13 protein-coding genes, 1 tRNA gene and 4 pseudogenes are annotated in these 19,462 nt (G+C 62.3%); 2 read left to right on the top strand and 16 right to left on the bottom strand.

Features of this window, described 5'->3' with window-relative positions:
* Nucleotides 1-4 precede the first annotated feature (4 nt).
* The 10 genes and pseudogenes from LTT66_RS21145 to LTT66_RS21100 form a co-directional block, all read right to left on the bottom strand.
* A complete protein-coding gene (locus LTT66_RS21145) occupies nucleotides 5-841 on the bottom strand; it encodes an MlaD family protein (protein ID WP_228815887.1) in 837 nt (278 codons plus the stop codon).
* Nucleotides 842-957: 116 nt separating this feature from the next.
* Nucleotides 958-1,962, bottom strand: a complete 1,005-nt coding sequence (locus tag LTT66_RS21140) for an MlaD family protein (protein ID WP_043737836.1) — start codon at nucleotides 1,960-1,962, stop codon at nucleotides 958-960.
* A 77-nt stretch (nucleotides 1,963-2,039) separates the two neighbouring features.
* Nucleotides 2,040-3,143 (bottom strand): MlaD family protein, encoded by a 1,104-nt coding sequence (locus tag LTT66_RS21135; protein ID WP_043737862.1) that lies wholly within the window; start codon nucleotides 3,141-3,143, stop codon nucleotides 2,040-2,042.
* A gap of 2 nt (nucleotides 3,144-3,145) precedes the next feature.
* Nucleotides 3,146-4,108 carry an MlaD family protein gene (locus LTT66_RS21130; RefSeq protein ID WP_051047371.1) on the bottom strand — a complete coding sequence of 321 codons (963 nt, stop codon included), beginning with the start codon at nucleotides 4,106-4,108 and terminating at the stop codon, nucleotides 3,146-3,148.
* 65 nt (nucleotides 4,109-4,173) lie between these two features.
* On the bottom strand, nucleotides 4,174-5,193 hold the full coding sequence (locus LTT66_RS21125; protein ID WP_043737834.1) for an MlaD family protein: 1,020 nt from the start codon (nucleotides 5,191-5,193) through the stop codon (nucleotides 4,174-4,176).
* Nucleotides 5,190-6,242 carry an MlaD family protein gene (locus LTT66_RS21120; protein WP_043737832.1) on the bottom strand — a complete coding sequence of 351 codons (1,053 nt, stop codon included), beginning with the start codon at nucleotides 6,240-6,242 and terminating at the stop codon, nucleotides 5,190-5,192. Before LTT66_RS21120 ends, LTT66_RS21125 begins: the two co-directional genes overlap by 4 nt.
* Nucleotides 6,243-6,248: 6 nt before the next feature.
* Complete coding sequence (locus LTT66_RS21115; RefSeq protein ID WP_043737831.1) at nucleotides 6,249-7,115, bottom strand: MlaE family ABC transporter permease; 867 nt, start codon at nucleotides 7,113-7,115, stop codon at nucleotides 6,249-6,251.
* Nucleotides 7,116-7,952 (bottom strand): MlaE family ABC transporter permease, encoded by an 837-nt coding sequence (locus tag LTT66_RS21110; protein ID WP_043737830.1) that lies wholly within the window; start codon nucleotides 7,950-7,952, stop codon nucleotides 7,116-7,118. It abuts the gene before it with no gap.
* A 1,571-nt stretch (nucleotides 7,953-9,523) separates the two neighbouring features.
* Nucleotides 9,524-10,424: pseudogene (locus LTT66_RS21105) on the bottom strand (NAD(P)/FAD-dependent oxidoreductase).
* Nucleotides 10,421-11,011, bottom strand: a pseudogene (locus LTT66_RS21100) (cytochrome P450); the annotation flags it as partial. The pseudogenes LTT66_RS21105 and LTT66_RS21100, both read right to left, overlap by 4 nt.
* Before the next feature lie 81 nt (nucleotides 11,012-11,092).
* On the opposite strand from LTT66_RS21100, the gene LTT66_RS21095 reads away from it, so the two are divergent.
* Together LTT66_RS21095 and LTT66_RS37440 are read left to right on the top strand one after the other, a co-directional pair.
* Nucleotides 11,093-12,234, top strand: a protein-coding gene (locus LTT66_RS21095; protein WP_086007605.1) for an IS3 family transposase whose coding sequence is annotated in 2 segments (ribosomal slippage) — nucleotides 11,093-11,360 and nucleotides 11,360-12,234 — 1,143 coding nt in all. Because the reading frame shifts where the segments join, the coding sequence is not laid out codon by codon here.
* Nucleotides 12,235-12,472: 238 nt separating this feature from the next.
* Nucleotides 12,473-13,561, top strand: a pseudogene (locus tag LTT66_RS37440) (recombinase family protein); the annotation flags it as partial.
* On the opposite strand, the gene LTT66_RS21080 reads toward LTT66_RS37440, so the two are convergent.
* From LTT66_RS21080 to pgm, 6 genes and pseudogenes are all read right to left on the bottom strand, one after another.
* Nucleotides 13,442-13,837, bottom strand: a complete 396-nt coding sequence (locus LTT66_RS21080) for a hypothetical protein (protein WP_054814856.1) — start codon at nucleotides 13,835-13,837, stop codon at nucleotides 13,442-13,444. The pseudogene LTT66_RS37440 and the gene LTT66_RS21080 overlap by 120 nt on opposite strands.
* Before the next feature lie 48 nt (nucleotides 13,838-13,885).
* Nucleotides 13,886-14,035 carry a hypothetical protein gene (locus tag LTT66_RS21075; protein WP_195061857.1) on the bottom strand — a complete coding sequence of 50 codons (150 nt, stop codon included), beginning with the start codon at nucleotides 14,033-14,035 and terminating at the stop codon, nucleotides 13,886-13,888.
* Between the two features lie 181 nt (nucleotides 14,036-14,216).
* Nucleotides 14,217-14,292, bottom strand: a tRNA-Ala gene (locus tag LTT66_RS21070).
* A gap of 846 nt (nucleotides 14,293-15,138) precedes the next feature.
* Nucleotides 15,139-15,840, bottom strand: a complete 702-nt coding sequence (locus tag LTT66_RS21065; RefSeq protein ID WP_233060311.1) for a DsbA family protein — start codon at nucleotides 15,838-15,840, stop codon at nucleotides 15,139-15,141.
* A gap of 781 nt (nucleotides 15,841-16,621) precedes the next feature.
* Nucleotides 16,622-17,806 (bottom strand): annotated as a pseudogene (locus tag LTT66_RS21060) (MFS transporter); the annotation flags it as partial.
* A complete protein-coding gene (gene pgm, locus LTT66_RS21055; protein WP_233060309.1) occupies nucleotides 17,796-19,439 on the bottom strand; it encodes a phosphoglucomutase (alpha-D-glucose-1,6-bisphosphate-dependent) in 1,644 nt (547 codons plus the stop codon). The pseudogene LTT66_RS21060 and the gene pgm, both read right to left, overlap by 11 nt.
* Nucleotides 19,440-19,462: the final 23 nt, after the last annotated feature.

The raw sequence follows: 19,462 nt of genomic DNA, 5'->3' as shown, positions 1-19,462 counted from the left end.
ACATCTATTTGACAGCGATCCGCATTCGCAAAGCACCGTCCCCCGTGACACTGAGTGCACGATCTATCAGGTCGCTTATGTTGATTTGCGCCATGGAGTTCGACGCGCTTTCCGCCAGTGGCTGTACCGCCGGGACCAGATCACGAAGATCGGGGCCGATCTCATTGATGTAAGACGTCACTTTATCAAGGAAGGGAATAAGTCCGTTTCCTTCGATATAGTCCCCGGGCATATTGCCGATTCGAGACAGTCGCGCCAGAGAGTCCGCGATGAGTGCGCCCCACGCTCCGGCTTCCTCCCACAGAGGGCCGGCGGCGGTCATCGACTGCTCGGCCCACTCCATATCAGCACCCATTGTTTGCAAATTCTTCAAGATATTCCGGATTTCGGGTGACCTACTCAGAATCGTTTCCGAAAGCAGCGTTGTCGATGCCGCCAGACGCGGCATCACGGCTTCCGTCCCCGACAACGTCTGATCCAAGGTCTTGACGATATTGCTGATCGCCTGTGGGTTCAGTTGCTCGACCAGATGGGTGACAGTATGCGCCACATCAGGTATCGAGCGGGGTAGAGCCACTTCAACCGCGTCGATACGCTGACCGTCGGCCAGGTAGGGCCCGGCATCAGTATTCGGTACGAACTCGATATAGGGCTCCCCCAACCCCGACAGGTCCTCAACAGTAGCGCTGCCGGTCGCAGGAACCCTGTACTTGGGATCGAGACTCAGCACCAATTCGACACCACGCTCGGCCTTGTCGATAGAGTCGATCTCTCCTACCTTCACTCCTCTCAACAGGACCGGGGAACCGGGTAGCAAACTCCCGGTCCTCGGCAGAGCCATGGTCACAACAGTCCTGCCAGAAAACCAATCAACTCGAAGCACACCGAATGTTAGGTATGCGGTGCCCAAGACCAGCACGATTCCGATCGACACCAGGGATAGCACGGAACTTGGCTTCATCGAACCACTCCGATCATCCGCAGCGACGCAAGAATACTGTCTATCCGATCGTCGTCCGATATGGGGCCGACGCCTTCAATGCCTACAATATCAACCTTCGGACCGCGCTCAACAAATGGAATAACCTTTTCGCGCAAAATGGCCACGGCTTTGTTCAAATTCGAGGGGGCGTTCAGATCAAGCGGGCGGCGAGTGAACAATAGCGGCACGAAGGCACGTGCGGCCTCATTGCCCGATTGCGCCAGGGGGCCGACCCACCGGAGAGATTCTGTGAGCAATTTGAATCCGTCGTACAACGTGATCAACCCGATCATGGAAGTCATCGAAGCAGCGGCCTGGCTCACCCCCGACTCGGTCAGCAAATACTCCAGTTCAGGGGTTCTACGCTGCACCACGTCCGTGTTCGCGCGCAGACCGTTCAGCATTGCGTCGACGGCATCCAGGTGGTTGGCCAGGTCAATGATATCCGCACCGACTACCTCGGATATCGAAGCAGTCTGCCGAGTGTCGATCGGCAGCACCCCGTTCACGCGGTTCATTATCTCCTGAGCCTGTTGAATCCCTCCTCCTTGGACGAAGGTCGCGAGTACGTTCATGGTGTCCTCAACCTGCAGCAGCGGCTTCGTCTTGTCCAATCCGATGGTGGCGCCCGGGGGAAGGGCATCCTGCGTGCCGGTCGGCGGAGTCATCAGCGCGATGGAGACATCGCCAAGTATCGTCGGCTGGCGGAGTTCAGCGGTGGTGCCGACCGGCAATCGAACCGACGCCATCAGGTCGACATCGACGGCAACATACCCGTCGTGGTCCTTGCCCGCGTCGACCAGTGACACATCGCGCACGACCCCTGCTCGCAGACCATCGACTGTAACCTTCGCTCGCGCTGGCAGATTCAAGGCGTCAGCGAACAGAATCCGGATACCGTACCGGTCTCCAGAAATTCCGGTCCCCGGAACGGGAACCTCCGCGGGATCGAATCCACATCCGGGAACTATGCACACCATTGCCACCGCGGCCGCAGCGATGAACCGACCACCACGCTCACGAGCAGATCGCGCCCATACGACTCGTCGCAGAACCATCACCGCGCACCTGCCGTCCCGAATATCAACGGAAGAACCGAAACCTTCTCCAACCCGTTCTCAGCGGACTTGCAGCTACCTGGCACGACACGCTCGATGGTCGCGCATACCCGCTCTGCGTCCGCCGGCGGCAGCTGAGCCACCGGCGCCGCGTAAGTCAAGATCGGTGAACCACCCTCCTGCGCCGTCGCCCTCTGAAAAGCCTGCACCAGCGGTGGCGTCAGGTCGATTATTTCTTGTACCGAGCCGATATTCGCACGGGCGAGACGCGCTAATGGGACTGTCGCGTTCAGCGCTTCGAGAATTTGGTCACCAAACATTGAAGTAATCTCGTTCAACCATGGCACAATGATCCGCAACGAATCGATAATCGACACGGTGCGCTCAAAGATGCCACGATCGATCACTTCGAGACCTGGAGCCAGACGAGTGATCATGGCCTTGATATCGCCCCATCCGCCGGCCATGCTGTCCGATAATGATCGCAGTGAGTCGATAAGCGCACCGATATGCCCGATAGCAGCATTGGGGGAATTGAGAGCACGACCCAACTTGAGGATCGTATCATTCATTTCAGGTCCTGTTCCGGATAATGCGGCATCTAAGGCCGCGAGCTCATCCGCAAGCCTTTCACGCTGTGTCGAACCATTTCCATCGGTGATCTCTGCAGCGAGGTTGCCCAGCGCATTCATAGTCTGCGACATGCTCTTTGGTGTCAGTGTACGGGTAATGCACTGTCCGGAATCCCATTCATGCTCGGCTTCGCTGTCATCGAGTAATGCAAGCGATCGATCCGCGACGATTGTGTCGGATACGGTAGTAGCTGACACCTGACCGCGGGGCGAATGGTTTACCTCTACCTCGAATTCGACACGGACCATGTCACCATGAGGTTCGATACGCGTCACCGAGCCGACTCTGACCCCTCGCATGGTGACATGGTTCCCGGCGTACAAGCCGATTGCATCCGGCATATTCGCGCAGTAGCTACGCATCCTCTTGGGAGGCTCGATGATCACGAAGTATCCGACGATCAGAATTGCACATACGACCGCGACACCGAGAACGGACATGAGACCCCGGGACGCCAAGAGCTTATTCATCGTCAGCACTCCTTTCCGGGGACCGGAATACACACCGACGGCACCGGGACAACTGTCGCGGATTGGTCGACCACGAGCCCTTCCTTCGACGACGCGATCGGCTGGAGCCGCGCCAGTAGGTCGCGCGTATTCGTGACAACCTGTCCCATCTCTTCACCCAGACTTTCCAGCTCAGGGATGACGTCGGCCAGGGCTCGCGCAACGGATTGCAACCTGGATCGATACGCCGGCTCGAGGCCCGCGATACGCGCGAGAAGCTCGTCCATCAGCCGGACGGCTTCGTAGATCTCGGCCTTTTTGTCGAGGCCCACTGTCTCCATCAGATTGACGCTGTCGATCATTCCGCCGAGTGTCGCCTTCGACTCGTTGATCGCGCCGAGATACTCGTCCGCCATCGCGAGCGTGTCCGAAATGTCACGGTTCTGGCGGTCGAGGATGTCGACCAGAGATCCGAATGCCTCCGTTGCTCGGCGAATGCCGGACGGTCCACTGGCAATCGCAGCGTTCATGTTCGTCAAATTCTGACGCAACGTATCGCCATCGATATCATCGATCGGCCGAATCGCGTCCTCAAAACTCCGACCCAGGCTGTACGGAAGATGGACCCTCTCGGCGGGAATGGACGAATGTAACGCAGAATTCCCCGCCGGTGTCACCGCGAGGTAGCGGCCGCCAATCAGTGTCAGCATACGGACATCGAGACTCGTCTGGTCACCGATGAAGATGTCGCTGTCGACGGTGAAGCTCATTCGAACGTTTCTTCGGCTCAGCTCGATGGACTTCACCGCGCCGACCGGCACACCCGCGATTCGGACGTCATCGCCAACCTTGACCGAGCCCACTTCCGGCATTTCCGCCCAGTATGTGGACTCGTCGAAAGGTACTACGTAGACTACTACGCTCGCCGTCAAGACCGCTCCCATCACTGCGGCCCCGACGCCAGCCCAGCGCAATTCTCGGTCCATGCTTCGAAGAGGAGCACTCACCGACTGCAACGCGGTTCCTCCGCGAACACGGAGTAGCTTACTGATCACCGCTCGCATATCGAGATCCTTTGCCCACTGATCAACATATGTAACGGCGCCGGAACTTCAGCGTTGCCGTTCGAGCAGTTACGATTGATGACCGGTCCATCGGCGGGAACCCACGCATTCAGTGTCTCGAGAACGGCCGGCAGCTTCCGCAGCACCTCGACCGCCTGTTCCGGGTCCGGAAATACTGCCCCCAACAGGGCATCGGCATCGGCGTTAGGTCCGGTCGTCAAGCCGAAGGCCTCGAGAAGGCCGTTCAATGGCGCGATCACGTCTGGTGCCATGAGGGCGAATTCGACAATTCCATCCACCTTGCTACGCAACGTGGACACAACCGAGGCCAGCTCCGAGACAAGTCGGACGAGATGCGAGGATCGGCCACCGATATGGTCGGATATCTCTTTGAGATTTCCGACCAGAACGGTGACTACCGCTTGCCTGTCCAGCGCATAGTTGGACAAGGCTTCGATAGAGTCGAGGACGGAACCGACGCCCGCTCCGTCTCCCTCGATGACAGCGATCATGTTCTCTGCGAACTTGTTCACCGCTTCGGGCGACAGCTCTGCGAGTACCGGTTGTAAGCCGTTGAATAGATTCGTAATGTCGAACGACGGGATCGTGTTGGCAATATCGATCTTATGTCCGGCCGTCAACTCCGCTGTGGTCGGCGATGATTGTTGAACATCGAGATATCGCTGTCCTACGAGGTTCTGATAGCGAATCGCCAGCACAGTGTTCTCGTAGATCGGGTGATTGCGCTGGACCGCAAATCCAACCACCGCTCGACCCCTGGCATCCAAGGTAATCGATCGTACCTCGCCAACTCGGAGACCATCCATACGAACATCGTCGCCGGCCTTGAGGCCGTTCGCGTCGACGAATTCAGCCGAGAATTCTACCGCGTCTCCAGATACGGGGCGTTGCACCGTCTGAACGATGATTGCGAGCAGCACAGTGATCACGACGGCAGACACAATAAGTTTTGCGCTGGTCGCCAGAAGACTACGCTGTCTTGTCATCGGCCACCTCCGATGTTGGATGTAGGCGGAAGAAGCCCCGGCAAGAACGCGGTGAACGGTGGAACCATATCGAGAACCAACTCGATGTTCAGAATCGGACCGTCTGGAGTCGACGTGAATGATCGGTCTAGACGTGATAGGAGTTCAGTGAGCTGCGTGCTCGAGACGCCGGGCGTAGGTACCATTCTGCTGGCCGTTGACAGAACCGGAGCGAGCATAGCCGCATAGTCCGACAGATGACCCTGAGCCGCGAATAGAGTTTCCGCCAGCCCAGGAAAGAACTCCCGACCTACAGTATTGACAGTCGTATCGAACAGCTCACGATCCGTATTCAAGATCTCGATCGTGGTGAGCCGATTTATGAGGCCGACCGTACCGTCGATCATCGATGCAGTCCCGACTAGCATGGAACCGTATTGGTCCAGCAGCTGCGATATCGGCATCGTCTGGGTTTCAGCAATGTTCCGGCTGGATACAACGATTGCCTCCATGAGAGGTGTGAATTGCCGGGCTATTGTCGCGCCCCGTGTCAGGATCTCGGTCAATTCCGGGACGAGAATGTCTCCAGTTGCTTGAGCCACGCTGCGGATGAGAACACCCATCGTTGCGTCTCGTTGCCGGTCTGCTCGCGGCCCCGTCAAATCGACGATACTGCCATCCCGTAATGGAGCCCCACCATCACCTGGTTTCAGCGCAATTTCACTGATGCCGAACAAGTTCGATGGCGAGTAGTCGACGAATAGCCCGTCCGTGAGACCTGCCGATTCGGCGCTTTCCAGTCTGAGAATCAATTGTTTCGCCCCATCGTCCGATTCGATCCCCGAAACATCACCTATCTCGATACCGTCGAATCGAACGGGTGTTCCGACGGTGATCCCGTCGCCGATGGACTCGGTACGCAGCAGTACCACTATTCGATTATCATCCTGGAGGGCCATCACAACAGTCCAGGTCAAGGCTACTACGATCACTATGATCACGGCGAGAACACCCAGCATGACCGATGACCGCTTCGATGTCGACACACCCGGCGTTTCATAGCGAGACATCGTTTCTCACCCCGTAAATTCGATGGAGGAGTTGACGCCCCACAAGAGGAGGGTCAACACCATATCCAAACCGATGATTGCCACAAAGCTGGCACGGACAGCACGTCCAGATGCGATTCCGACGCCTTCTGGCCCACCAACGGCGAAGAACCCATGATAGCTGTGGATAAGAATCACAGCCGTCCCGAATACGAGAACCTTTATCACCGAAGCCGTCACATCCCAGCCGCTGATGAATTGATAAAAATAGTGATCGTAGACACCGGCGGCTTGGCCATGAATTTGCACGATCACCGCGCGACAAGCGGCATAACTCAGGATCAAGGCGATCAAGAATGTCGGAATGATTGCCACGGCCCCGGCTATGACCCGGGTGGTCACAACGAACGGTATCGATCGCAGTCCAAGCGACTCGAGTGCATCGATCTCCTCGGAGATCCGCATAGCGCCGATTTGGGCCGTAATACGGCATCCGGCTTGTGCGGCGAACCCGACGCCCGCAGCAATCGGTGCAAGTTCCCGTGTATTGGCAAAGGCCGAAACGATGCCGGTCACCGGCCCCATGCTGATCAGGTTGAGAGTGGTGAAGGACTCTACACCGACCGAGCCTCCGATCACCAGACCGAGTACCACCAGCATCGGTACAGTTCCACCGCCGACGATAATGGACCCTTGGCCCCATGTCATATCCGTGATCACGCGCATAGTCTCGGCTCGATATCGCCTGATCGTGAACGGGATCGCGGACAGCGCCTCCCAAACGAACGCGAGTACGAAACCGATCGACTCCAGGGGCGCGATGCGCGCTCCGAACGGCGCTATTCTTCTCCTGAGCCTCGCCAGCCGGGGTGGAGTAACCTTTACCTCCGACATCTAGGCCAGCCTCGTCGGAAGGAATATCGACACCAGCTGAGTAATTATGAGGTTCGTGATGGCGATGGAAACTACGGAGAGAACTACAGCCGCGTTCACGCCATCCGCCACTCCACGCGGACCGCCTTTTGCCTCGAGCCCCCGCTGGCACGCGATCACGACCACGATGAATCCGAACAGCACGGACTTGGCTATCGAGACACCGATGTCCGCGACGACGGTGAAAGAGCCGAACGTTCCCCAGTAGCTGCCGGGGGTCACTCCCTGGGGGCCGATTGCGACCGCATATCCAGCTATCACGCCCGTGAAGATGATCAAGATATTGAGCATCGGCGCGACGAAAACCATCGCCACCATCCGAGGAATAACCAGTCGGTGCAAGGGGCTGATGCCCATCGTTCGCATGGCATCGATTTCTTCGCGAATGTTACGTGCACCCAGATCCGCCGCGATTGCGGCCGCTCCGGCCGCACCCAGCAGCAGCCCTGTTGCCATGGGGGCGCCCTGTTTGATCACACCCAATCCACCAGCGGCACCGAGCAGGGAGTCCGCCCCGATTTGATGAATCAAGTTTCCGACCTGGACGGAAACGATGACACCGAAAGGCACGGCCATCAGGATGGCCGGAATCGCAGTAACCGTGATCAGATACCAAGCTTGATTCAGTGCCTCTCGCCACTGGAATCTCAAACGAACGATATCGCTTACTGCTCCCGCAGCCGACTCAGAAGCCATCTGCGTCGACCGGCCAAAAGTTCTGAGCGCCGACACTACGGTTTCGGAAAAGTTTTCCCTGAGCAACCTCGTCGACGTCGATAGCGCGCTACGTTCAGGCATTACCACAGATTCCCGTCCCAACCAAGAGTATCGCTCCGCAATGCAACTGGCGCGCCCGCTATGAAAGTGTCGACGATCCGGCATAGCTCGTTCTCCGAATGATCGGAATGGCTTCGCCGGTATGACGTACCTCGTCGGGTCATTATCGAGCGCACCCTGCTCACGGCACCTCCTTGTGCACTACTGCAAGTACCAGATACTCAGGGTATGAGTATGTGGTGCTGCTCACGCAGTGTCAATAGAGGATTTCGATCGATCCCGGGACGCGCGAGCGGCCCTCTGGCAACCGAGCGATATCGCCCCGGCGAAAGTCGGGCCGATAGCAACCGCGACGTGCGACGACACCATCCACATGAGCAGTCTCGCCCATCTACGGCCGAGGAAGGTGCGGTTGTGGTGCAGGGGCGGGTTGGCAGGCATCGGCCACCGAAGATACTCCCTCGGTCACTACTCCGGCTGCACTTTGCTCCGCGCTTCCGTCGCTAGGTGGCGCCGTTTCGCACTGCCTGCTTCGGCATTGCCACTCCACCCATAAGCCCTGATCGACGGGAATGATCGCGACCAGGTAGCCCCGGCAGATGAACCGCCCGGGTATGGTGCCCACGCATTTCGGCGGGATGAAAGCGGTCTCTGCGAGGCTCGGAGCGACCCGTAAGCCCTGCGCAATTGGGTGCGCCGCGCCGCGGTCGACACCGGCGGCGCCGAAGGCGTGTCGACCGAGGCAGCGAGGGAGATTCGCCAGCTGCACTGCACGAATAGGGAATCCGAGGAACGATCGGAATCCGCGAAGCGGCAACACCTTTCTTCGTGCGACTAGCGACCCGCGATAGCAGTGGCTGATCGTGCGCGGCAAGAAGGTCGGCATGACCAAACCGAACCAGGCCGCGTCGAGAGCGACCGACCTGGCGGACCGGCAGTTTCGGGTTCTGGCGCAGAACATGCGGCTCATGGCCGATTCACCTACATCCGCCTGATCACCGATGTTCGTCTACCGCGTTCGTCGTCGATGCCTACGCCGGCTGCGTCCTCGGCTCGGAATGCTCGACCAGCGAAGACGCCACGTTTGCGGAGAAGGCGATCCGGCCCGCGGTGGCTCTGCGGGCTCGCAAAGGTCTTCCGGTCGGTGGAGCGATACATCATTCCGATGTGAGGTCTCGATACACCGCAGTGAAACTCGTGGAGACACTGGCGGTCTCGGATCTCCGACGGTCGATCGGGTCGGTCGGGTCGGCGGTGACGCCTACGCCAACGCGTAGGCAGCAACCACGATGCGGCTCCACACAACCGACGCGATCCCCAGCGATTCCTGTTTCGGCGCCGATCCGCTCACCCGGCTCGACGACGTCGAGCTCCTCAGCGAGGACTGAGTCGGCTGGTTAAGTCCCGAATCGTGCACTGCTGGGGCTGCAACCATCGGCCGAACACGAGACGGGCTGCTATGCACTGAACGTCGCGCAATCGGCTGAGGGTTGGGCAAAACCGGTGCATCGAAGCAAGAGCGGGTCAGCCACCGCTGAGCCGGCCTACGCCCCACGCACTGCCGCGTAGCCATCACCCAACAGACCGTGGCCTCAGGCCGAGCCGGCGAGCAACAGTTCGTCCCGGTTGATGTGGAGTTGCTGCGTGATTGCCCGCTTACTGAATACGAAGTCGCGGGGGCGGTTGATACAGTCGGCGGCAACGAGCTCGCCGGCGCGGAGGTAAAAGCAGGTGAAGTCGCGGTCCCCGGATGGGTCCCCGCTGAGGACGACTTCGTCGTATCCGGTGTTGAGGCCGGCGATCTGGAGCTTGAGATCGTATTGATCCGACCAGAACCACGGAAGCGCCGCTATCTTCCTGGACTTCCCGTTGATGGTCGCGGCTGCGACCTTGGCCTGCTCGCTGGCGCTCGGCACCGACTCCAGGCGTATACGGCGGCCATAACGGGCCATCCGGTGACTGGCGCAGTCCCCAGCCGCGACGATATCGGGGTCCCAACGCTCGCAGGGAGGCGGCCGTCTCCAGTCCGATGTAGCCGCCGCCGACGATCACGGCCCGCCGCCCGGGGCGGGCAGCGGCTCGGATCATCTCGACATCGGCGGCGGTGCGTAGGTAGTAGACCCCTGCCAGATCGGCGCCCGAGGTGGCGAGCCGACGAGGGCGGGCACCAGTGCACAGCGCGAGCTTGTCATAGGGCAATGCGTCGCCAGTGCTCAGTGCGAGGCGACCAGCCGATCGATCGATCGCCTCTACTGTCGCATCCACGAGTTTGATTCCCTGCTTGCGATAGAATTCCGCGCTGCGGATCGCGAGCTCGTCAATTGTGCTCTTCCCGGCCAGATAGGCTTTCGACAGCGGAGGGCGTTGATAGGGTAGAGTCGGCTCCTCACCGATGAGGACGACCTCGCCCGTCCACCCATCCTGGCGCAGACTGGCCGCGAGTTGGACTCCACCATGGCCGGCCCCGACGATGAGAGCTCGCTGTACACTCATACGTCTGCCTTCGGAGTGAGGCGGACCATCATCTTGCTGATGCCCCGCACGAAGTTGGACTGCACGTACTCGGGCTCCCCCACGACCTCGATATTCTCGAAGCGAGGAAGCAGCTCCTCCCAGAGGATCCGAAGCTGCAGCTCGGCCAGCCGGTTGCCCATGCAGCGGTGGACGCCGAAGCCGAAAGCGATATGGTTGCGGGCGTTGGACCGGTCGATTATGAACTCGTCCGGTCGTTCGAACACGCGCTCGTCGCGATTGCCCGAGGCATACCACATCACCACTTTGTCGCCCTTGCGGATGAACTGGCCGTTCAGAATTGTGTCTGCCTTGGCGATCCGGCGCATGTAGGCCAGCGGAGTTTGCCACCGGATGATCTCCGAGACCATATTGGGGATCAAGCCCGGGTTCGCCTTCACCTTATCGAACTGGTCAGGGAAGCGGTTGAGTGCAAGCACACCGCCGCTCATCGAGTTCCGGGTCGTGTCGTTGCCACCGACGATCAGCAACAAGAGGTTGCCCAAGAACTCCATCGGGCGGTCGATCAGATTTTTGGTGTTCTCGTTACCCTGCAACATGGTGATCATGACCCGTCCCCCATGGATGCGACCAGCCGGAATTAGAGTCTCGTTGGCCCTGATCAGGGGTTAGAAGGGACTATGGGAACCATGGCTGGACGGAAACGGCATTCCGCGGAGGACATCGTGCGCAAGCTGCGGCGCGCCGATGAACTGGCCGCGGAAGGCTTGACCGGCGAGCAAATCGCCGCTGACCTGGGAGTCTCGGCGGCGACACTCTATAACTGGCGTCGCCAGTACGGCGGCATGGACACCGACGCCGCCAAAGAACTCAAGGAACTGCGGGAACAGAACGCCCGATTGAAGCGGCTACTCGCCGACGCGGAACTGGAGAAAGACGCGCTGCGCGAGATTTCGAAGGGAAAATTCTAGGCCCAGCGGCCAAGCGCCGCGCCGTGGACATGCTCAGCGAGGTCATGGGCATGTCGCAACGGTTCGCGTGCAAGGTCGTTGGGCTCGCTCGGTCGACATACCGCCGGTGCCCTGCCACGCAAACACCGGCAGACCCCGACGCCGGGACGCGGGCGTGGCTGCGGAATTATGCGGCCAAGAACCCGTGTCATGGGTTCCGCCGGGCCTGGGCAGTGCTGCGGTTCGACGAAGGCCACCGGATGAACATCAAGAAAGTCCACCGGCTCTGGCGGGAAGAAGGTTTGCAGGTGCGGGCGCATCACCCGCGTAAACGGGCCGGCACCTCGTCGGTGCCGGCGGTGGATGCGGATGCGCCGAACGTGGTGTGGGCGCTGGATTTCCAGTTCGACTCTACCGTCGACGGGCGGGTGGTGAAGATCGCGTCGATGATCGACGAGCACACCCGCGAATCCCTACTGCACCTGGTCGAGCGGTCGATCACCGGCGAGCATCTGGTCGCCGAACTCGAGCGGGTCTTCGCCGTCCACGGGGCGCCGAAGGTGCTGCGCCTGGACAACGGGCCGGAAATGATTTCGGCAGCACTGCAAACATTTTGCCGAGACCGGGTCGGGATCTCGTATATTCCGCCGGGTACCCCCTGGAACAACGGGTACGTGGAATCGTTCAACCGGCGCCTGCGCGTGGAATGCCTCAACCGCAACCACTGGACCAGCCTGCTCGAAGCGAGGGTGGTGATCGCGGATTTCAAGCACGAGCACAACCACCGGCACCGGCATTCGGCGCTGGGCTACCGCACCCCGGCCGAGTACGCTGCGGCCTGCACCCACACCCACCACCCCGTGGGCTGCGACATCAACTGAACACCGACCGAACGACACCGACTCTGAAACCGGGTGGTCGCGTTATCGGGGACTGGCCAAATTATCAATCCTGGACGAAACTACATAATTAAACTCCGGCAAAAGTTTGCCCTAACCTCCCCGATTCGCAAATACAACGGATCTCGAATCGACGACCGTCAGGGAATGTAACACCCTCTGTCGAATCATAATAATATCGATCGCGAAAATACCGTGACGTCGAGAATAAGGAATCTCCATGGTGAGCGCGTACGTAGGCCCGGGGAACGATGCGGATGACGACTTGGCATCCGAACTCCCATCACTGCCAGCACCTTTGAAGGCGGGCGACCGTGCTGTCATCTACCTACGTGTCTCATCGCCGGGGCAGTTCAAGACAGACTACGACCCGGAAGGCATATCGATTCCCGCTCAACGTGTCGCCTGCCAGAACAAGGCAAATCAACTCGGCCTGACCATCGTCGACGAATACATCGAGCCTGGCCGGAGTGCGACCGAAATGTCGAAACGAGTCGAGTTCCAAAAACTGCTCGCTCGAATTCGAAACCATCAAGACGTCGACTACGTCATCGTCTACAAACTGTCTCGTATGGCCCGAAACCGGTTCGACGACGCCATCGTCATGGCCGACCTCCGCAAGCGAAACGTCACCCTGGTCTCCGCCACTGAATCCATCGACGACTCGCCGGTCGGCCAGCTCATGCACGGCATCCTCGCCACCTTCAACGAGTACCAGTCCCGCGAGTCCGGCGCCGACATCTCCTACAAGATGGGCCAGAAAGCCCGCAACGGCGGCACACTCGGCCGCGCCCGGCTCGGGTACCTCAACATCTTCGACCGATTCGACGGCCGCGAGATCCGCACCATCGGCGTCGACCCCGAACGCGCACCGCTCGTCCAGCTCGCGTTCCAGCTGTACGCCACCGGCGACTACACCCTCGACGAACTATCCGAGGAACTCTACGACCGCGGACTGCGCACCCGACCGACCCACCGCCACCCCGCCCAACGAGTATCCAAAAACAAGCTCTCGACGATGCTGCGCGACCGCTACTACCTCGGCTACGTCATCTACAAGGGCGAGGAGATGCAGGGCCGACACGAGCCGCTGATCGACGAGAACCTCTTCGACAACGTCCAAGAGATCCTCGAATCCCGGACCAACGCCCACGAACGCCGACGCGTCCACCACCACTACCTCAAAGGGTCACTGTTCTGCGGACGCTGCCAGCGGACCGGGACCGTCGGGCGGATGATCATCCAGCGAACAACCAACCGACACGGCAACGAATACCTCTACTTCTTCTGCCGCAACAAACAGAAGGGCACCTGCAACGCGCCACACATCAACGTCGCCCTTGTCGAAGACGCCGTCGAGGCGCACTACGCGACGATCCGATTCCGCAGCGACTTCATCACCAGCATCCGCAACCAGATCGCCGAAGCCATCAACGCTCAAGAGACCGCCGACCGACTCCTCCAGAAACAACTGACCACCGAACTGCAGGCACTCGACGCCCAGGAAGAGAACCTCATCGACCTGGCAGCCGACGCCACCCTTCCGCAGCCCAAGATCAAAGCCAAACTCCGCGACATCGCCCACCAACGGCGACGACTGACCGAACGCCTGGCAACAACGACCGAAGACCTGTCATCCAGCGCCCGACTCATCGACGCCGCGCTCACACTGCTGGAGAACCCCCAAGAACTGTATCGCCGCTGCAACGAACACCAGCGCCGCCTGTTCAATCAGGCAATCTTCCAACAGCTCTACATCGACGACGAGCAGATCAACGGCCACCGCCTGCACGAACCCTTCGGACAGCTACACGCCGCCCAACGGGCACAAGCAGGAACATGCGGCGCAACCCGGCACAAGACAAGCCGGGATGCTCCTGAATCAGGCAACTCCCGAATGAAGGGAGGAGTAGGGGTCCTACTCCAGGGCGTTCATTCAGCCCCGGGTTCTAGTAGTGACCCTATGGTGGAGCTAAGGGGACTCGAACCCCTGACCCCCACACTGCCAGTGTGGTGCGCTACCAGCTGCGCCATAGCCCCTGGTCGGTTGCGCTCCGGGCTTCCCCGCCGCGCCTGAATGAAGTTACACCAACGGTGCGTCGGCCACCAAATCGCCTCGATTCGGGGGTGACAGACGAGGGTCGATGTGGTTAGTATCGAACATGTGTTCGAAGTCGGTTCGATGGTGGGAACGTCGGCGGTAGCCGGTGGGACGCTCGGAACGGATAGAGCAGATGGGGTTGCTGGTTTGCCCGTTCCGAGTGTCCGGCGGGTGAGTGTTGGGCGCGCGTCGGCGCTCGCGCCGAGTGCGGCTGCGCTGATCGCGGTATGTCCGACCGGCCGGACCGGCGGCTGAATGTCGAGGAGCCGAAAGGGTTTCGCGACAGGGAACGGTGAGACATCTCGAGGCGCGGTCTAGGGACAGGGGGCCGGATCGCGTTGTCGAGTGCGCGGGCCGGGCGGCGGCAGGTGGAGCCGTTGCCCGGCCCCAGGCCAACCGAAAAACTCGGCGGGCGGCGATCTCGGGGGCTGGGGATGTCGGATCGCACCGTCGAGTGGGCCGGGGCGTCGATTTGGTGGAGTCGACGTACCCGGCCCGTCCGTTCGCTGGGGCGGCTGGGCCGTAGGGAGCCGAATCACATCGCGCTCGGCCGCGCGGAGCGAAGTCCGTGCAGGTAACGGCGATCACGAAGTAATCGTGGGCGCAATTTCCGATCGCCCTTGTTCGCCTCAGTCGTGCCGCCGGTTGCCCGCGGTGGCCGCGCTGCCACCTGAACCGGCACTCACGCGTTCGATGATCGGGTCAGCGGGTCAGCAGAATCGTCCGGTCGTGATGCCGAAGGCTGAATCGAGCAGCATGTCCGCACTCGGCGGTGGGGCCACTGCTCAATCGGTGAGCGAGACCACCCAGTTCTCGTCATTGGTGTCGACTCTGGTCGTGCCGTCGAAGACGGTGGGAGTGGCCGCGGAGCCACCCAGCGCCGTGCCGAGCGCCGCCGTTTGCGCCATGGCGGTGGTGCGGGCGAAGTCGACCTTGGCGCCGTTCGCGATGCATTGCCGCACGGATTCGGCGGCTCCGGCGTCCCCGGCGATCGCGGCGAGCTCCTCGTTGCTCAGGTCGGCACCACCTTCGCTGGGACGCTTGGTGGTGAACAGTTCGGTGTGGAACTTGGAGTAGACCGGGCCCGAACCAGCTTCGGCCACACACTGGTTCGCGGCGACGGCGCGGGTCGAGTAGTCCTTGCTCCGCGAACGGCCGTCCAGGAAATTCACCAGGCGATAGCGCACCGCCAACGCGCCCGCGTCGATCTTCTGCGCGATCTCCTGGCCGTAGATGCGCTCCAGGCTGCCGCAGCCAGGGCACAGCGGGTCCTCGAAGATGTCGATGGTCTTCTTCGCGTCCGGGCGGCCGAGCAGAATCGAGCCGTTCTGTTCGAGCACCGAGTGCACCGCCGGGTCGCGCACCGAACCGTAGCCGTCATTGCGGACAGCCGCTTCGTCTCGACCCCATCGGATCGCCGCGATGACGATCAGCACGATCAGCGCGAGAGCGACCGCGCCCAGCGCATAGGTGGTCGCACTGGACATCGGCCGCGGTGTGTACTTCGAACGCGATTCGCTCACATCGACACTTTGCCGCAATCAGCCACCCGGCACGCCGCCGGGCCACGCATCCGAGATGTGGCGGCCGTCCCCGTGCTCCGACAGGACGCCATTTCAAGGACCCGAAGCCGGGCTCGTTCGGACGGCTTACGGAGTCTGCGAACAGTAGGACAGAAGCACGGAAGGCACTTCACTCGCCACCGGACGGAGGACGCCGACCGAACGCGACCGCCCCGGGCACCCATCACGAGCGATTCAGCGCGTACAGCGACTACGCCGCTCCGGCCCACGAACCCGACCGCCCCCGACACCCATCACGAGCGATTCAGCGCTTGCGGCGGCTACGTCGCTCCGGTCGCCTAGGTTTGCGGCGGGACATCGGTCGCCCCGCAGGGCTGGAGGATCCCTCTTCGTCCGAGTCGACCACTGCGGCGGTGCCCGGCGCGGTCCTCATCTGCCTGGAATCGGCAGCCGTACCGCAGCGATCACCTGCCAGAGCCGAGGGACGGCCCGTCAGCCCGTCGGACGCTTCCACTGCTCCGACGACACCACCCGCCACCGATCCCGGCTGATCAGTCACCGCACGCGAACCCTCCGTGCCCCCGTGACGATCACCCGCCCTCCCGGAATCGGCCACAACCGGCACCGGGCTGTCGGCCACCGGCGCGGCGGACACCTCGCTCACCGCACGGTCGATCCGAGCCGGTAGCCGCTCGGTGTCGTCCACACCGGCGAAACGTTCGGACGGCGCCCCCGCATGCACCGGACTCCCCCGCCGCAGCGGTTCGGGAACCACGGCCCAGACGAGCGCCGCGACCGCGAGCAGGGCGCCGGTCACGCCGAGCGCGAGCCCGTAGGACACCTGCTGGGCCAGGGCGCCCACGGCGACCGGCCCGATGACGGTGCCGAGATCGGCGGCCATCTGGAAACCGGCCAGAACCGGCCCGCCGCGCGCCCTCGGCCCGATGATGTCGGCGACGGCGGCCTGCTGGGTGGGCGTGAACATGCCGGAACCGAGCCCGGCCACGAACGAGGTGGCGAGCAGCCAGGGCAGGTCGGTCGCCAGGCCGAGCCCCGCGGTTCCCGCCGCACACACCAGCGATCCGATGATCACGAACGGTTTCCGCCCCCACCGGTCGGACAAGCGGCCCGCGGCGAACAGCACCGCGACGTTGCCCGCGGCGAACACCGTCAGCGCGACACCCGCCATGCCCGGCGCTTGGTGCAGCACCTCGACGACCAGCAGTGGCACCAGCGCCATCCGGACACCGAACACGGCCGCGCCGTTGGCGAAGTTCGACAGCAGCACCGCCCGGTACTCCGGCCGCGCCCAGCCCTCCCGGAACGACATCATGCGCACACCGCCGACCGGTTCCGGCGCGGCCAGTTCCGAATTCCGTAGACTCAGGTACACCACGACGCTGACGACCAGCAACGCGATCGCGTAGATCACGAACGGCCAGCGCAGCCCGAGCCCGGACAGCCCGCCGCCCACCAGCGGCCCGCTCACCGAGCCGACCAGGAAGCTGGTCGACCACAACCCGGAGACCCGGCCGCGCTGTTCGGGCGGCGACATCCGGATGACCAGCGCCAGAGACGACACGGTGAACATGGTGGATCCGATGCCGCCGAGCGAGCGCAACACCATGAGCTGCCAGTAGCTCTGGGCCAGCGCGCTGGCGCCGGTGGACAGCGCGACGATCAGCAGCCCGCCGAGATAGACCGAGCGCTCCCCCAGTCGCTGCACCAGCCGGCCGCTCACCGGCGCGAACAGCAAACGCATCAGGGCGAACGCGGAGACGATCGCCGAGGCGGCCGCCACACCGACGCCGAAGCCGCGCGCGAACTGCGGCAGCACCGGGGCGACCAAGCCGAATCCGATGGCGATGACGAACGCGCCCCCGACCAACACCCAGATCTCGGTGGGCAGGGGCTTGGATCTACCGGTCACCGGACAGCGCCTGTCCCACCAATTCCTCCGCGGCCGCCTGCACCTCGACGAGGTGCTCGGCGCCGTGGAACGACTCCGCGTAGATCTTGTACTTGTCCTCGGTGCCGGAGGGGCGGGCGGCGAACCACGCGTTCTCCGTGGTCACCTTGAGGCCGCCCAGCGGCGCCCCGTTGCCCCGCGCCCTGGTGAGCACGGCGGTGACCGGCTCTCCGGCGACCTCCTTCGTGGTGATCATGTCCGGAGTCAACTTCGCGAGCAGCTCTTTCTGTTCCCCGGTGGCGGGTGCGTCGATCCGCGCGTAGGCGGGGCTGCCGTAGCGGCGTTCGAGTTCGACGTAGCGCGCCGACGGGCTCTGCCCGGTGACCGCGGCAATCTCGGCGGCGAGCAGCGCGAGCAGGATGCCGTCCTTGTCGGTGGTCCAGACGGTGCCGTCCATCCGCAGGAACGACGCTCCCGCGCTCTCCTCGCCGCCGAATGCCAGACTGCCGCTGAACAATCCGGGCACGAAGAACTTGAAGCCGACGGGCACCTCGTGCACGTCGCGGCCGAGCACGGAGACCACCCGGTCGATCATGGACGAGGTCACCGCGGTCTTGCCGATCTTGGTCAGCGCGTCCCACCCCATCCGGTTGGCGACCAGGTATTCGATGGCCACCGCCAGGAAGTGATTCGGATTCATCAGCCCGCCGTCGGGCGTGACGATGCCGTGCCGGTCGGCGTCGGCGTCGTTGCCGGTGGAGATGTCGTAATCGTCCTTGATCGCGATCAGTGATGCCATCGCATAGCGGGAGGACGGGTCCATCCGGATCTTGCCGTCGCTGTCGAGTGTCATGAACCGCCAGGTGGGATCCACGAACGGATTGACCACTTCGAGCTCGAGATCGTAGCGCTGGCCGATCTCCTCCCAGTAGTCGACGCTGGCGCCGCCCATCGGATCGGCGCCGAGCCGGATGCCCGCGCCGCGGATGGCGTCCAGGTTCAGCACGTTGGGCAGGTCGTCGATGTAGTGGTCGAGGTAGTCGTAGCGTTCCACGCCGGTGGCCAGCGCGCGCTCGAGCGTGGTGCGCTTGACCTCGGTGAGCCCGTCGCGCAGCAGTTCGTTCGCGCGGGCGGCGATGGCGTCGGTGGCCGTGTTGTCGGCCGGGCCGCCGTGCGGCGGGTTGTATTTGAAGCCGCCGTCGCGGGGCGGATTGTGCGACGGGGTGACCACGATGCCGTCGGCCTGATGCTTGGTGCCGCCCCGATTGTGGCGCAGCACAGCGTGACTCAGCGCGGGCGTGGGGGTGTAGCGGCCGCGGGCGTCGATCACCGCGGTCACGTCGTTGGCGGCGAGGACCTCGAGCGCGGTGGTCCAAGCGGGCTCGGACAGGGCATGGGTATCCCTGGCCAGGTAGACCGGACCGGTGATGCCCCGGGTGGCACGGTATTCCACGATCGCCTGGGTGATCGCGAGGATGTGCGCCTCGTTGAACGCGCCGTCCAGGCTGGAGCCGCGATGTCCCGACGTTCCGAACGCCACCCGCTGGGCCGGTTCCCGTGCATCCGGAACGCGGCTGTAGTACGCCGTCACCAGGTGCGCGATGTCTTCCAGGTCGGTGGGACGTGCGGGACGCCCGGCTCGATCGTGGGCCATGCTCGGGTCTCCCTTCCGTATCG

This window comes from Nocardia gipuzkoensis (assembly GCF_021183645.1).
GTDB classification, from domain to species: domain Bacteria; phylum Actinomycetota; class Actinomycetes; order Mycobacteriales; family Mycobacteriaceae; genus Nocardia; species Nocardia abscessus.
This window is presented reverse-complemented; position numbering and strand designations above follow the sequence as displayed.

Bases quoted from the DNA above. Each gene is read 5' to 3' on its own strand.
- LTT66_RS21120 (WP_043737832.1), bottom strand. From the start codon at position 6,242: ATGTCTCGCTATGAAACGCCGGGTGTGTCGACATCGAAGCGGTCATCG.
- LTT66_RS21130 (WP_051047371.1), bottom strand. From the start codon at position 4,108: ATGGACCGAGAATTGCGCTGGGCTGGCGTCGGGGCCGCAGTGATGGGA.
- LTT66_RS21140 (WP_043737836.1), bottom strand. From the start codon at position 1,962: ATGGTGTGCATAGTTCCCGGATGTGGATTCGATCCCGCGGAGGTTCCC.
- pgm (WP_233060309.1), bottom strand. From the start codon at position 19,439: ATGGCCCACGATCGAGCCGGGCGTCCCGCACGTCCCACCGACCTGGAA.
- LTT66_RS21125 (WP_043737834.1), bottom strand. From the start codon at position 5,193: ATGACAAGACAGCGTAGTCTTCTGGCGACCAGCGCAAAACTTATTGTG.
- LTT66_RS21115 (WP_043737831.1), bottom strand. From the start codon at position 7,115: ATGTCGGAGGTAAAGGTTACTCCACCCCGGCTGGCGAGGCTCAGGAGA.
- LTT66_RS21145 (WP_228815887.1), bottom strand. From the start codon at position 841: ATGGCTCTGCCGAGGACCGGGAGTTTGCTACCCGGTTCCCCGGTCCTG.
- LTT66_RS21135 (WP_043737862.1), bottom strand. From the start codon at position 3,143: ATGAATAAGCTCTTGGCGTCCCGGGGTCTCATGTCCGTTCTCGGTGTC.
- LTT66_RS21065 (WP_233060311.1), bottom strand. From the start codon at position 15,840: ATGTCCAGTGCGACCACCTATGCGCTGGGCGCGGTCGCTCTCGCGCTG.
- LTT66_RS21110 (WP_043737830.1), bottom strand. From the start codon at position 7,952: ATGCCTGAACGTAGCGCGCTATCGACGTCGACGAGGTTGCTCAGGGAA.